This window comes from Shewanella algicola, from assembly GCF_014648035.1.
Lineage (GTDB): Bacteria > Pseudomonadota > Gammaproteobacteria > Enterobacterales > Shewanellaceae > Shewanella > Shewanella algicola.
This window is the reverse complement of the sequence record NZ_BMQI01000020.1, coordinates 37,944-51,620: the sequence shown is the minus strand read 5'-3', so window position 1 is coordinate 51,620 and position 13,677 is coordinate 37,944. Positions and strand designations below refer to the sequence as shown.

The 13,677-nt window shown below is 43.9% G+C and carries 12 protein-coding genes; 9 read left to right on the top strand and 3 right to left on the bottom strand.

Annotated elements, in window-relative coordinates; translation table 11 throughout:
* Positions 1–59: 59 nt before the first annotated feature.
* Entirely contained in the window at positions 60–614 is a 555-nt protein-coding gene (locus tag IEY42_RS10445; protein WP_188925173.1) for a hypothetical protein, read from the top strand.
* A gap of 220 nt (positions 615–834) precedes the next feature.
* On the opposite strand, the gene IEY42_RS10440 is transcribed toward IEY42_RS10445, so the two are convergent.
* The 3 genes from IEY42_RS10440 to fadI all read right to left on the bottom strand — a co-directional run bounded on the left by IEY42_RS10440 (position 835) and on the right by fadI (position 4,822).
* Positions 835–1,047, bottom strand: coding sequence for a hypothetical protein (locus tag IEY42_RS10440; RefSeq protein WP_229780011.1), 213 nt, complete (start codon positions 1,045–1,047; stop codon positions 835–837).
* 332 nt (positions 1,048–1,379) lie between these two features.
* Entirely contained in the window at positions 1,380–3,506 is a 2,127-nt protein-coding gene (gene fadJ, locus IEY42_RS10435) for a fatty acid oxidation complex subunit alpha FadJ (RefSeq protein ID WP_188925172.1), read from the bottom strand.
* A 5-nt stretch (positions 3,507–3,511) separates the two neighbouring features.
* Positions 3,512–4,822, bottom strand: a complete 1,311-nt coding sequence (gene fadI, locus IEY42_RS10430; protein WP_188925171.1) for an acetyl-CoA C-acyltransferase FadI — start codon at positions 4,820–4,822, stop codon at positions 3,512–3,514.
* 251 nt (positions 4,823–5,073) lie between these two features.
* Here fadI and IEY42_RS10425 point away from each other — a divergent pair, with 251 nt between their 5' ends.
* The 8 genes from IEY42_RS10425 (at position 5,074) to IEY42_RS10390 (ending at position 13,635) form a co-directional block, all read left to right on the top strand.
* Positions 5,074–6,030, top strand: coding sequence for an AAA family ATPase (locus IEY42_RS10425; RefSeq protein WP_188925170.1), 957 nt, complete (start codon positions 5,074–5,076; stop codon positions 6,028–6,030).
* A gap of 41 nt (positions 6,031–6,071) precedes the next feature.
* A complete protein-coding gene (locus IEY42_RS10420; RefSeq protein ID WP_188925169.1) occupies positions 6,072–7,007 on the top strand; it encodes a DUF58 domain-containing protein in 936 nt (311 codons plus the stop codon).
* Positions 7,008–7,547: a DUF4381 domain-containing protein gene (locus tag IEY42_RS10415; RefSeq protein ID WP_188925168.1), complete on the top strand. Its 540-nt coding sequence runs from the start codon at positions 7,008–7,010 to the stop codon at positions 7,545–7,547.
* Entirely contained in the window at positions 7,547–8,545 is a 999-nt protein-coding gene (locus IEY42_RS10410; protein WP_188925167.1) for a vWA domain-containing protein, read from the top strand. The genes IEY42_RS10415 and IEY42_RS10410 overlap by 1 nt, the downstream gene beginning before the upstream one ends.
* Before the next feature lie 2 nt (positions 8,546–8,547).
* A complete protein-coding gene (locus IEY42_RS10405; RefSeq protein WP_275974604.1) occupies positions 8,548–10,629 on the top strand; it encodes a VWA domain-containing protein in 2,082 nt (693 codons plus the stop codon).
* The gene (locus IEY42_RS10400; RefSeq protein ID WP_188925166.1) at positions 10,623–12,245 is read left to right on the top strand and encodes a BatD family protein; all 1,623 of its coding nucleotides are present in this window, start codon (positions 10,623–10,625) and stop codon (positions 12,243–12,245) included. Before IEY42_RS10405 ends, IEY42_RS10400 begins: the two co-directional genes overlap by 7 nt.
* Positions 12,246–12,371: 126 nt before the next feature.
* Positions 12,372–12,935, top strand: coding sequence for a sigma-70 family RNA polymerase sigma factor (locus IEY42_RS10395; RefSeq protein WP_188925165.1), 564 nt, complete (start codon positions 12,372–12,374; stop codon positions 12,933–12,935).
* On the top strand, positions 12,928–13,635 hold the full coding sequence (locus IEY42_RS10390) for a DUF3379 domain-containing protein (RefSeq protein WP_188925164.1): 708 nt from the start codon (positions 12,928–12,930) through the stop codon (positions 13,633–13,635). Before IEY42_RS10395 ends, IEY42_RS10390 begins: the two co-directional genes overlap by 8 nt.
* Positions 13,636–13,677 lie beyond the last annotated feature (42 nt).

Sequence of the window (13,677 nt, the reverse complement as noted above, 5' to 3'; positions counted from 1 at the left end):
AGTCAAAATAATATTGATATTAACCCTGAGCTTGAATAATAAATAAGAGAGAATGAAAAATGATTAAAGGAATAATTACATTAGCAGTGTTATCGGCGTTATCTAACGGAGTGATAAATAACACTCAAACATCAGAAACAGCCAGAGTCCCTGGGGTTAAAGTCCTAGACGCGCAAACCGCACGAATCCCTGGTGTACGAGTTCTGGAGTCACAAACAGCTAGAGTCTCTGGGGTTAAAGTCCTAGACGCACAAACCGCACGAATCCCTGGTGTACGAGTTCTCGAGTCACAAACGGCCAGAGTCCCTGGGGTTAAAGTCCTAGACGCCCAAACCGCACGAATCCCTGGTGTACGAGTTCTGGAGTCACAAACAGCTAAAGTCCCTGGTGTACGAGTTCTCGAGTCACAAACGGCCAGAGTCCCTGGGGTTAAAGTCCTAGACGCCCAAACCGCACGAATCCCTGGTGTACGAGTTCTGGAGTCACAAACGGCTAGAGTCCCTGGGGTTAAAGTCCTAGACACCCAAACCGCACGAATCCCTGGTGTACGAGTTCTTGAGTCACAAACGGCTAAAATCCCTGGCCTTAAAGTCCTAGACACTCAAACTGCTTAAGGAGAATATGATGTTTACTTCTCTAAAAATCGCCCTAGGTTTAGCTAAACCCGCTCGAAAAAAGGTGAAACTGCCTGAAGGGTTGAACCATTTAGAAGTTATTCAAGCTAAAGCTTGGTGGAAATAAACTTCTCAATACCAAAAAAGGAGCCTAGGCTCCTTTTTTGTTGTGTCTGTTCTACTAAACTCATTACCACTAAACTCATTGTCACTAAACTTGCTAACACTTTATCCGGTAACCACCATATCGAGCCAACTTCACGTCAGCAAGGTGCTTATGGGCACTGAACAACGGATAAGTAAGCGGCCCCAGTATCAGTGCTAGGCACCCCCACCTTTTAACCGCTAACCCTTGCTTATAAGCAGCAAAGGCAAATGCCACACAACTACTTGCACTCGATAACACAAGAATCACCAACCAACTTAACTGCATACTACTTACCCCAACTGTACCGAAAGCTCATCCATACTGTGTCGTAATACTAAAGCTATAATGTGCTCAGTTATTTAGCACTAAAGTCCCTGTGTCATTCAATTCTGATTTAGCCTGCAAATATGATCTACACAACTAAAGAGTGCGTACTATACCTTAAACGCAGGTTTAGTTCGATTAAAATTCAGGCAAATAAATGCCGTACGATAACCACAAAGCGGCAACAACTTGCCGCTTTTTTATGCACAGTATTGTCGTGTGGTAAATAGTCAAAATCATAGACAATAAAAAACCGCTCAAAGTGAGCGGTTTTGATGAACAACAATCACCAATTAGCTATTATAAAACTGGCTACCATCGCTGGCCATTTTCACCAAGGTATCACACGGCGCAAAACGCTCACCGTATAAAGATTGATATCCATGTAATGTATCAACTAAGTTCTTAGCCCCCAGGGTGTCAATATAACGGAAAGGCCCGCCTAAGAATGGTGGGAAACCAATACCAAATATCGCCCCTATGTCGCCATCTCTTGCAGAAGCAATAATGTCCTCTTCAAGACAACGAACCGCTTCGTTTAACATTTGGACAGTACAGCGCTCTGCGACATCTTTTGCTTCTTTATCTGAGGCAATTAAAATGTCGAGCACTTTGTAAACTGACTCATCGACTAATTTATCTTTTTTGGCTTTAGGTCCATATTGATAGAACCCTTTACCATTTTTACGTCCTTTACGATTATCAGCCAATAACTTATCAAATGCGGCTGGAGCGCTAAATCGCTCACCAAGCTCTTTCTCTAAAATAGGCGAAATCTTAGCGCCAACGTCTATGCCCACTTCGTCAAGCAAGGTCATCGGACCGACAGGGAAACCAAATTTAACCAATGCACGATCTAAATGCTCAATACGTTGACCTTCTAATAACAACTGAGCAGCTTCGTTCATGTACAAAGCTAAAATACGGTTTACATAAAAACCTGCACCGTCTTGAACAACAATCGGTGTTTTACCTTGCTTGCGGGCAAAGGCTACTGTCGTTGCAATGGTTTCTGGTGACGTGGTTTTATGGGCAATGACTTCCACTAACGGCATTTTTTCTACCGGAGAGAAGTAATGCAAACCAATCACATTTTCAGGACGACTGGCCGCTGCAGCAATTTGACTAATAGGCAGCGATGAAGTATTTGAAGCAAAAATGGTGTTTTCGCCGCATTCACGCTCTACATCTTTCACCATTTGATGCTTAAGCGCTAAATCTTCAAATACCGCTTCAACGACAATATCAGCATCTTTAATGCCGGTGTATTCAGTGGTTGTCGTCATTAGCGACATAATATTGTCACGTGCCGCTGGCGTCATATGACGACGCTTAACACCTTTATCTAACAACTTATAAGCGTACGATAATGCGTTGCTTAAGCCTTGCTCTGAAATATCTTTAACGCGGGCAGGAATTTTCGCTTTGGTTGTTGTAACAGAGGCAATACCGCCGCCCATTAAACCGCCGCCTAATACCATCACTTTTTTCACCTTGCGTGGTGAAGCCCCTTCAGCGCCAGTTTCTTTTTTCATTTCTGTGGTAGCAAAAAACAAGCTACGTAGTGCAGCAGATTCTTTGGACATCACTAGGTTAGCAAAGTGAGTAGCTTCAACTTCAAGCCCTTTAATCATCCCTTTGTTCATACCTTGACGAACACAGTCAATAATCTTAGCTGGTGCAGGGTAATTACCTTGGGTTTTCTTCATGACCTGCTTACGAGCCTGGTCAAACATAATATCGCGGGTAAATGAGCTAGACTCTAAAAATTGATTAATTTTAGATTGTTTTACTGGCTTAGCCGCTTGTTTGCCTTTTTTAGCTAACTCTACTGCGGTTTCAACTAAAATTGAATTGGGTACAACATCATTTACCAAGCCCATTTTTAAGGCTTGCTTAGGGCGAATTTGCTTACCTGTCAGCATCATATCCAGTGCAGCAGCAATCCCAACCAAGCGAGGCAGGCGTTGTGTACCACCACTACCAGGCAATAAACCTAGTTGTACTTCTGGCACACCAAGCATGGTTTTTTTATCGTCACTACATACTCGTAAATGACATGCCAATGCTAACTCTAACCCGCCACCTAAGCACGCACCATTAATCGCCGCGACAACAGGGATAGACAAGTCTTCAAGTTCAGAAAATACCACATGTCCTTGTTGAGACAGCGTTTTTGCATCTGCTTCGCTCTTGCATGCTGCCAACATGGTAATATCGGCGCCAGCAACAAACGAGTCCGCCTTACCAGAAGTCACCACCAAACCTTTAATGCTGCTGTCAGCTTTGATTTCAGCAAGGATCTCAGTGATTTCAGGTCCAAATTGTTCTTTTAAGGTGTTCATGGCTTCACCAGGAACGTCCATAGTTAAAATGGCAATACCATCATCACGACGAGCTAAATTAAATGTCTTTTCCATGCTCATTACTCCACCTCTAAAATCATTGCTGCGCCTAAACCACCAGCAGCGCATGCTGTTGCCAAACCTGTACCACCGCCACGACGCTTAAGTTCACGACATACCTGGGTAATTAAACGCGTCCCCGTTGCCGCAAATGGGTGACCATAAGCTAACGAACCACCTAGCACGTTAAACTTGCTCATATCAATTTCACCAATCGCGCGGCTACGGCCCAGCTTTTCTTCAGCAAACTTTTTCGAACCAAACATTTGCATGTTCGCTAATGTTTGCGCTGCAAATGCTTCATGCATTTCAATTAGAGTTAAATCTTCTAACTCCATACCGGCGCGCTTAAGAGCTAACGGAGTCGCATAAGAAGGCCCCATCAACATGTCTTGCCACACATCAATGGCGGTAAAGGCATAACTCTTAATGTAACCAATAGGTTGATAACCTAATGCCTTAGCACGGCTTTCGCTCATTAAAATAATCGCCGATGCACCATCAGTTAACGGCGTACTGTTGGCTGCGGTTACCGTACCGTGTTTACGGTCAAAGGCAGGACGTAATTTGGCATAAGACTCAAGCACCGAGTTTTCACGAATATTATTATCACGTTCGATAAACTGTTTGTAAGGTGGAATATGGGCTGTCATTACTTCATCGTGAAAGAAACCAGCATTCCAAGCTTCTGTTGCCAAAGAATGTGAGCGATGGGCCAATGCATCTTGATCTGCACGGCTAATATGATAAGTCTTCGCCATCTGCTCAGCAGTTTGTCCCATAGACAAACCCGTCGAGTATTCTGCAACGGCTGGCGGTACAGGCAATAAATCTTTTAAACCTAAACGTCGTGCAATCGCAAATTTATCTTTAAAGGTACGGGCTTTATTTAAATCGACTAAAGCATGAGCTAGTTTTCTCGAGACTCCAATGGGTAATACTGAAGACGAATCTGAACCACCCGCTAAACCGATTTCAATATTACCGGTCATAATTGACTCAGCGACATTAACAGTAGACTGGAAGCTAGTAGCACAAGCTCGAGTGACAGAATAAGCATCTGTATTGACGTCCATTCCAGTTCCTAACACAATTTCACGCGCGATATTAGGTGCGGCTGTCATTTGTACCACTTTACCAAATACAAGTTGTTCAATTAATTTAGGATCGATTTCAGAGCGAGACAGCAACTCATTGACCACCATTTTGCCCATATCCAACGCATTCACGCCATGAAAAGCCGTTGCTTGTTTCGCAAATGGGGTTCGTAAACCAGCCACAATCGCAATACGATCGCCCCGGGCATTCGTTACCTGTTGTCTATCACTCATATGTCACCCTTCTATTATTGTTAGCTCATCAAGGCAGAGCCGATAAGTATTCTATTTTGGCCAGATTATCTGGTCAGACCATCAAAGTGTGATCTGATTCTAACTTTTTATTGAATAGTTTTAAACAGGCGTTTACAACTATCTGATTCATTAATAGTTAAAATATGTTAATCCTACTAGCCAAAAACCCATAGAATTCATAACATAGGCTTCAATAACCCCAATGCCAACTAAATAAATTGAGTACAGCTATGCCGTTAAGTCGTTTCCACTCACTGCGCGCCTATTTAGATACTGTTGTATTAGGTCAACCCGTATTAACCGAAAACCTATTAATTGCACTTATCGCCAATGGACACTTATTAGTTGAAGGCCCACCAGGCTTAGCCAAAACCCGTGCTGTAAAAGCACTTTGTGATGGTGTCGAAGGCGAGTTTCATCGCATCCAATTTACGCCAGATTTGTTGCCTGCCGATTTAACCGGAACTGATATATACCGTCAGCAAACCGGGACATTTGAATTTGAAGCAGGGCCAATTTTCCACAACCTTATTTTGGCTGACGAAATCAACCGAGCCCCAGCTAAAGTACAATCTGCATTATTAGAAGCAATGGCAGAAGGCCAGGTCACTGTGGGTAAAAACAGCTATCAACTACCTGAACTTTTTTTAGTGATGGCGACACAAAACCCATTAGAAAACGAAGGGACTTACCCGCTACCCGAAGCGCAGTTAGACCGTTTTTTAATGCACTTAAATCTGGATTACCCCAGTGCAGAAACTGAATGCGAAATTTTACGCCAATCACGAAAAGAAGCCCAAACACATCAACTGCCAACTATTGACCCCGTAGCCCAAGCAGATGTATTTGCCGCTCGTGATCAAGCGTTAGAAATTTACCTAGCCGACCCACTTGAAAAATACATCGTCGAAATCGTTATGGCCACTCGCCAGCCTGTTCGTTATAGTAGCGAACTTGCAAAATGGTTAGAGTATGGCGTTAGCCCACGTGCAACCATTTCATTAGAACGTTGTGCGCGTGCCCGTGCATGGTTATATGAACGCGATTTTGTGTCACCTGAAGATATCCAAGCTGTTGCGCCTAATGTGCTTCGTCATCGACTGTTATTGAGCTATCAAGCACAAGCAGAAGGTGTCACCGCCGATCAGGTTATAGACCATATTCTTAGCCAAGTTGCCGTACCTTAAAGGCGCAGTTGCATGTTGATATTAGTAAGTATGATAACGCTATGATGCACGATACTCAGTCACTGCCACTCTACAGCGATGGTGTGAATTTAACCGAACAAGAACTTATTGCGTGTCAAAGCTTGTCGAGGGCGATACCTGACCGGCAATCTCGCGCAAAAGCGGCTTTATCGGGTCATCGTAGTAGCCTAATTAAAGGTCGCGGCATGGAGTTTGCTGAGGTGCGTCACTACCAAAATGGTGATGACGTACGTACCATTGACTGGCGAGTAACGGCGCGTACCGGAGTGGCACACACAAAATTGTTTGTCGAAGAGCGCGAACGCCCTATTCTGCTACTTATTGACTTGAGCCACAGCGCTTATTTTGGCTCGCAATTGTTATTGCAATCAGTACAAATTGCCCACTTAGCTACCACGCTAGGCTGGAATGCAATCAATCATGGCGACCGCCTAGGCGCGCTCATCGCCAGTGAGTCTACTCATTTAGAGCTTAAACCTCGCAGCCGCCGTCAAGGGATTTTACAGTTAACCTCCGGGTTAATTGACGTTCATCAACAACAGTTAAGCAAAATTAATCAGCTTGTGTCAGCCCCTGACCATATGTTTAAAGCTTGTCAGCGATTACAACGCATTGCTAAACCAGGTTCATTGATTTGGATTATTAGTGACGGTCAACACATTAATCAACAGTGTTTAGCCCCGCTTACAGAGTTGTCACGCCATTGTGATATCGGCGCCTTTGTGATCACCGACCCTCTTAAGCAAGGCACCTTAACCTTACCGAAGCAATTCACACTACCGGTACGAGATGGCCAACAACAACTGACGTTAACGCGCCAAAGTTATGATGCATGGTTAGCCAATCAGCAATCACAACAACAGCAATTTATTAACTTAATGAATTTAATTAAAGTGCAGCCAAGATTAATTGATGCCGCAAAACCACTTAGTGCCCAATTGGATATTTTACGTTAAATGACAACCTCAAATTCGCCAATGCCGCCAATCACAAACGATGTTAATGCTGGACCATTAGCACAACTACAAGACATCAAATTGCCCGACCCCATCAGTGCGATGCCCATTGCACCGGGTTATTGGATTATCGCTGCGCTAATAATCACCTTACTGGCTTGGTTTAGTTTTAAACTGTATAAAAAATATCAACTGCATGCACCAAGAAGAATGGCGCTTGCGATGCTAAATCAATACGACATCAATGATGATGATTTTGCTGCAAACGTAAATAGTTTACTTAAGCGCACCGCAATGACTTACCTGCCGCGGCAACACCTGGCTAAATTAAATGGTCAGCCTTGGTTTGATTGGTTAGATACGCGCTTGCCCAAAAAATATCAACAACAAATGGGTGAGTTGTTGGTTAAGCGCCACCAGGCCAGCGGATTAAGCATTCAAGATAAACAGCAATTATTATTGCTAGCTAAGGCTTGGTTAACCAACACACAAGCCTTTAGCGACCACACATTAATCACCACCAAAGCGCAGGAGGCCTAATGTTAGCTTTATATTGGCCATGGTTATTGTTATTACTGCCTTTACCGCTGTTAATTAAACAAACCAAAACCAGCGATGTAGGTGGACACTTACAAATTCCGGGTATAGCTACAGCGACGACGGTAATGCATACCCGTAAAAACAAACAAAGCCGAAAACGTTATTGGTTAATGTGGACCTTTTTATTAATCGCCATAGCCAGACCCCAATGGTTAGGTGAGCCTATTGAGCTGCCCTCTAAAGGTCGCGACTTAATGATGGCCGTTGACTTATCCGGCAGTATGCAAATTGAAGACATGGTGATAAATGGGCAAACAGTCAATCGTTTCACTCTCATTCAACATGTACTTAGCAACTTTATTGAACGCCGAAATGGCGACAGGCTTGGGCTGATTTTGTTTGCCGACCACGCCTATCTGCAGGCCCCTTTAACCCAAGACCGCCGTTCTGTAGCCACGTTTTTAGCGGACGCACAAATTGGTCTCGTGGGCAAACAAACCGCCATTGGCGAGGCAATTGCACTGGCGGTAAAACGCTTCGATCAAGTGGACGAGAGTAACCGTGTATTAATTTTATTAACTGACGGTTCAAACAATGCCGGCAGTATTGAACCAGAAGTGGCTGCGCAAATCGCTGCTAAACGTAACATCACCATTTACACCATAGGTGTTGGGGCTGAAGTATTTGAACGCCGCACAATATTTGGTAAAGAACGCGTTAATCCGTCAATGGATTTAGACGAAGCTCAATTGAAAAAACTGGCAGAGATGACTAATGGCTATTACTTTAGAGCGCGCAACACTGAAGAATTAGACAGCATTTATCAACAAATCGATAAGCTTGAACCCGTCAGTCGGGACCAGCTAAGTTATCGCCCTAAAAGTGAATTATTTTACTGGCCTTTGTTAATGTCTTTGCTTATCAGTTTACTTATTGTATTACAGCAACAATGGCCGACGCTGTTTGCTCCTAAAAGCATCACCAAAGGAGCTAACTAATCATGTTACATTTTATTCGACCAGAGTGGCTTTTCGCCCTGTTGCCTGTCGCGTTAGTCAGCTTATTGTTTTGGCGTAGACACAGCCAGCAATCAGCATGGAAACAATACATTGCACCGCATTTAAGTCAGTTATTGATCAACCAAAGCTCAGACAACAAAAGCCAACCTAAATGGTTGTTAATTGTGTGTTGGATTATCGCGGTGATAGCCTTAGCCGGTCCTGCCGTTAATAAGCAAAATTTACCCGTGTTTGCCACCGAACAAGGCCGAGTGCTTATCATGGACATGTCATTGTCGATGTACGCCACCGATTTAAGCCCTAACCGTTTGTCATACGCCCGGTTTAGAGCCACAGACTTATTGTCAGAGCTAAAAGAAGGTGAAACCGGCCTCATTGCCTACGCAGGTGATGCCTATACCATTAGCCCACTGACACGTGACAGCGCAACAATTTTAAATTTGCTGCCTACACTGTCACCAGAAATTATGCCGACCAAAGGGTCTAACCTGGCTTCTGCTCTCGCTCTGGCTGAAGAGTTATTGGCTCAAGGTGGACACGTTGGTGGTGATATTATTTTAATGACCGACGGCGTGTCAGACAGCCAATTTAACCTGGCCACTAAAACCTTAAAAAACAGTCGCTATCGCTTATCGATTATGGCATTTGGTAGCCAACAAGGTGCCCCTATTCGCTTAGGTGATGGCCAATTGCTACGTGACAACAGCAACGAAGTCGTGGTCGCTAAGACAGATTACGCGTTATTACAAAAGTTAGCTCAACAACATCAGGGCATATTGGTTCCGGCTCAAACTGACGGCAGTGATGTAAACACGCTCACCGAATGGTTAGCCATCGACGGCGAAGCCACCGAAACAGAACTTGCGGGTGAATCATGGCAAGATTTAGGCCCTTACTTAGCCATATTGTTGGTGTTACCTATGTTGATTAGTTTTCGCCAGGGCTTAATGACATTAGTGCTAAATCCACTCTTTCTCCTTGGCGCGTTGATGAGCCTAAACGCAGTAAATAGCCAACCTGCACACGCCTCTCTTTGGCAAGATTTATGGCAGACTCAAGACCAACAAGCGCAATCTGCGTTTGAACAAGGTGACTTTACTCATGCGGCTGACACCTTTAATGACCCACAATGGCAAGCCTCTGCACACTATAAAGCGGGTAACTATCAGCAAGCACTTGAAGGTTTTGAGCAAGATAACAGCGCCAACGGCTTGTACAACCAAGGTAATGCATTAATGCAGCTCAATGATTATCAAGAAGCGATTAAGCGTTATCAGCAAGCCATTGAATTGCAATCCCCCTTTGCCGGTGCCGAGCAAAACCTTGAACTAGCCAAAGAGCTTCTTGAGCAACAGCAGCAGTCACCCTCGCAAAATCAAGATCAGTCTGGCGACAGTGAGCAATCAAACGATTCAAACGCTAATGCTGACCAGTCTAATCAGGACAATAACTCATCACCTTCTGATCAATCGCAATCAGAACAAGGCAATGAGCCACAAGATAACCAGCAAAACGGACAACAATCACAAGACAATCCCCAAAGTGATCAGCAAAAACAACAATCATCGGGGCAAGATCAAACCAGTGAGCAAAATAGTTCGCCCAACAACGGATCTGAGCAGGCACAGCAAGAACAATCAGGCTCTCAACAAGACGATGAACAGCAAGATCAACAGCAGTCGGCATCAAACACTGACGAGAACGCTGATACCGAACAGCAATCATCTCAATCAGGGCAATCCCCCAATGACAACGATGAACCATTAAGTAATGAAGCAAGCATGCAAGCGGCGGCAGAAGCTGCAGAAGAGCAAGCTAATCAACAGCAACAACAAATAAGTGCGGGTAAATCTCCAGTAACGCCAGAAGAGCAACCTCAAGGCGAGCCTACAGAGGTGGTTTCAGCAACACAAGTCAATCAAGATGATTTACCTGCAGACATGCAGCGGGCATTACGTGCCGTCAGTGAAGACCCGCAAGTGCTCATCCGCAATAAAATGCAACTTGAATATCAAAAACGTCGTCAAAATAGTCAACCGACTAAGGATAATGAACAGTGGTAATCAGAACTTTATGTAGCCTATTGCTATTTATTATTGCCTCACCGGCTTTTGCACTTAGCCAAGTACAAGCAACGGTCGATCGTAACCCCGTGGTTGCAGGCGAATACTTTGTACTCGATATTGTTGCCGATGACGACCTTAATGCCGGCGCCCTTGATACTTCTGTGTTATTACAAGATTTTATCGTTGGCCGAACCAGTGTTGGTCGTAGTACCAAAATGGTTAACTTTGACACCACACGCGAAACCCGTTGGCAGGTATTACTGTCGCCTAAAAGTATGGGCAGGGTGACCATTCCAGCCTTTAACATAAAAGGCGTTAGCTCAAATCCTATTAACTTAAATGTTATTGCACAAGGCACTAAGGCAGATGAGCGACAAAATGTGTTTATTAAAGTGCAAACCAACGCATCTGAAGCTTACGTCGGCCAACTTATTACCTATAAAGTTAAGTTATATCTGGCAGTAGAACTCCAACGTGGCGTATTAAGCTCGCCAGCCGTTGAAGGCGCGCAAATCAAACAAATTGGTGAAGACAAAGACAGCAGTGAAATACTCGATGGTCGCCGCTTTCGGGTGATTGAACGTACTTACGGGATTATTGCCGACTTACCTGGTGAGTTAGTCATCAACGGGGCAAGTTTCTCCGGTGACGTTCTAATTGAAACGCAAAGACGTGGTGGCATGTTTGGTTTTAATGAAAGCCGCCCAATGCAAACAGAAGCTGAGCGTGAGGTGATTCAAATCAACTCAATACCGCCGAGCTATCAAGGTAAATGGCTAGTCAGTGACATTGCAATGTTAAAAGAGACATGGCCAGAAGATGTCAGCGAATTTGAAGTTGGCAGCCCAATTACCCGCACCATCAGCCTTATTGCTTCAAATACAGATGATACAAGCCTGCCTGATATTGAAATGCCGTTAGCAGAAGGGTTAAAAGCTTATCCTGAAAAACCGGTGAGACAAACCTTTGTGCGTGACAATCAAGTGGTGTCGCAATACAGTTTAACGACGGCAATAGTACCTACAAAACCAGGCACTTACACCTTACCTGAAATCCGCGTCCCCTGGTGGAACCCCTATATTAAAAAACAACAATTTGCCACATTACCGGAGCGTACCATTAACGTGGTGGGTAGTAGTGCAACAACAACGGATATCCCAGCAGCCGACAGTTATAGCGCTACTAGCAATCCGCAATATTGGCCTATTATCGCTGCAGTATTTGCCACACTATGGCTAATCACATTAGTACTATGGCGCCGTTCAGTAGCGGCAAGTTACTCATACAATCCACAACCAAAGCCTAATGCACCGCGTAAAACCGCCACCACGGGCTTAAATGCCATTATTCATGCATGTGATAGAAATGACAGCAGCGCGGCAATGAACGCAGTACAAGCCTACTTTAGTGAACGTTTAGGCCAACCTATGACGCTCAGTCAAATTAGCGGTTTATCGGTCCCGCTCGCTAGCGCTATTCATAAACTGCAAGCCGATAAATACAGTCGTAAACCGCAGGCTATGGATAAAAAATCACTCATGGATGCTATTCTGGCTTACAAAGAGCAACCGCAATCCCATAAAAAATCACTCATCGCAGAATTAAACCCTTAACCCTTCACCTTTAAAGGGTTTACCCCAATCGCCCCAGATCAGATTGACCGCTGGGGTGATTTATCTTGCTATTACCACTCGGGCTTTTTAAGCTATTGAGCATGTTTAACTAAAAAAAGTTAATAAATGTTCGGATCCCTACGAAAGAAAAAGTCTGATGTCGCGGTCTTATCTGACATGGTAACAAAACAACGACGATACGATAGCCTTGTCAGGGCACTTCACACCGACATATTCCGTTATGCCTTTTGGCTTTGCGGAGATAAACATGTTGCTGAAGACATCACTCAAGAAACGTTCTTACGAGCGTGGCGTTCTTTAGATTCTTTAAAAGATGATAAAGCCGCAAAAGCGTGGCTGATTACCATTTTACGCCGGGAAAATGCCAGACGTTTTGAGCGCAAACAATTTGACTACAGTGATGTTGAACAAGAGTTACTTGAAGATGTTTTTTCGTCAAGTAATGAAGATCAAACAGAACAATATTGGCTTCGTCGCCAAATAGGTAAGCTCGATATCGAATACCGAGAACCGTTGTTATTGCAACTGATTGGTGGATTTAGTGGCGATGAAATTGCCGATATGCTCGAATTGAACCGCAATACTGTCATGACGCGCCTATTCAGAGCTAGAAACCAATTAAAAGAAGCATTAGAAGCACCAGAGGTAAGAGGTCAATCAAATGGATGATCTACAATTTCGTCGTCAAGCATATGGCGACCCCAATAATCAATTCGACGAGTTTTTAGCGCACATTGCTGAAAATGAAGACGATGCTAAATTTGTCAAAGACCTAAAAGCATTTGACCAAAAGCTAACTCAAGCATTAAATATTGATGTGCCAGAAGATTTAGCAGATAAATTATTATTACGACAGCAATTAAATCTGCACCAGCAGACCAAAAAACGTGGGCGCTATATGATGGCCATGGCGGCCTCGGTTGCCTTTGTTGTTGGGGTTAGTTTCAGCTTGCTGCGCTTTACCCCGGTTAATTTGTCTGAAAACTCATTAGCCCATGTACACCATGAAACCAAAGCATTGGTGATGGAGCAAGATATTGGCTTTAATGATGTCAATTTTAAGCTTGCGAGCATAAAAGGCTTAAGTGATTCAAAATTCATCAAGCAACCAGGAAGAGTGTTTTATACTTCTTATTGTGACTTTCAAGGGGTTAAGTCACTGCATTTGGTGATGGCTGATGAGTTAGGGAATAAAGTGACATTGTTTATTGTACCTGCAGAAAGCCGCGTTGTATTGGAAGAAGCGTTTGCTGACAACCAATACAAAGGCAAGAGTTTTCAAACAGCTGATGCTTACATGGTCCTTGTTGGCGAACCCGCTTCTGATCTAGATTTTGTTAAAAAAGAAGTAGAAAACACTTTTATTTAGTCAAACCAGTCACCTACTTAAATCCGCTATTTCGTTGAATAG

What these genes read in the sequence shown, in the direction of transcription:
- IEY42_RS10415 (WP_188925168.1), top strand. Translation starts at nt 7,008, where the DNA reads ATGACAACCTCAAATTCGCCAATGCCGCCAATCACAAACGATGTTAAT.
- IEY42_RS10425 (WP_188925170.1), top strand. Translation starts at nt 5,074, where the DNA reads ATGCCGTTAAGTCGTTTCCACTCACTGCGCGCCTATTTAGATACTGTT.
- IEY42_RS10410 (WP_188925167.1), top strand. Translation starts at nt 7,547, where the DNA reads ATGTTAGCTTTATATTGGCCATGGTTATTGTTATTACTGCCTTTACCG.
- IEY42_RS10445 (WP_188925173.1), top strand. Translation starts at nt 60, where the DNA reads ATGATTAAAGGAATAATTACATTAGCAGTGTTATCGGCGTTATCTAAC.
- IEY42_RS10420 (WP_188925169.1), top strand. Translation starts at nt 6,072, where the DNA reads ATGATGCACGATACTCAGTCACTGCCACTCTACAGCGATGGTGTGAAT.
- IEY42_RS10405 (WP_275974604.1), top strand. Translation starts at nt 8,548, where the DNA reads ATGTTACATTTTATTCGACCAGAGTGGCTTTTCGCCCTGTTGCCTGTC.
- fadI (WP_188925171.1), bottom strand. Translation starts at nt 4,822, where the DNA reads ATGAGTGATAGACAACAGGTAACGAATGCCCGGGGCGATCGTATTGCG.
- fadJ (WP_188925172.1), bottom strand. Translation starts at nt 3,506, where the DNA reads ATGGAAAAGACATTTAATTTAGCTCGTCGTGATGATGGTATTGCCATT.
- IEY42_RS10440 (WP_229780011.1), bottom strand. Translation starts at nt 1,047, where the DNA reads ATGCAGTTAAGTTGGTTGGTGATTCTTGTGTTATCGAGTGCAAGTAGT.
- IEY42_RS10395 (WP_188925165.1), top strand. Translation starts at nt 12,372, where the DNA reads ATGTTCGGATCCCTACGAAAGAAAAAGTCTGATGTCGCGGTCTTATCT.
- IEY42_RS10390 (WP_188925164.1), top strand. Translation starts at nt 12,928, where the DNA reads ATGGATGATCTACAATTTCGTCGTCAAGCATATGGCGACCCCAATAAT.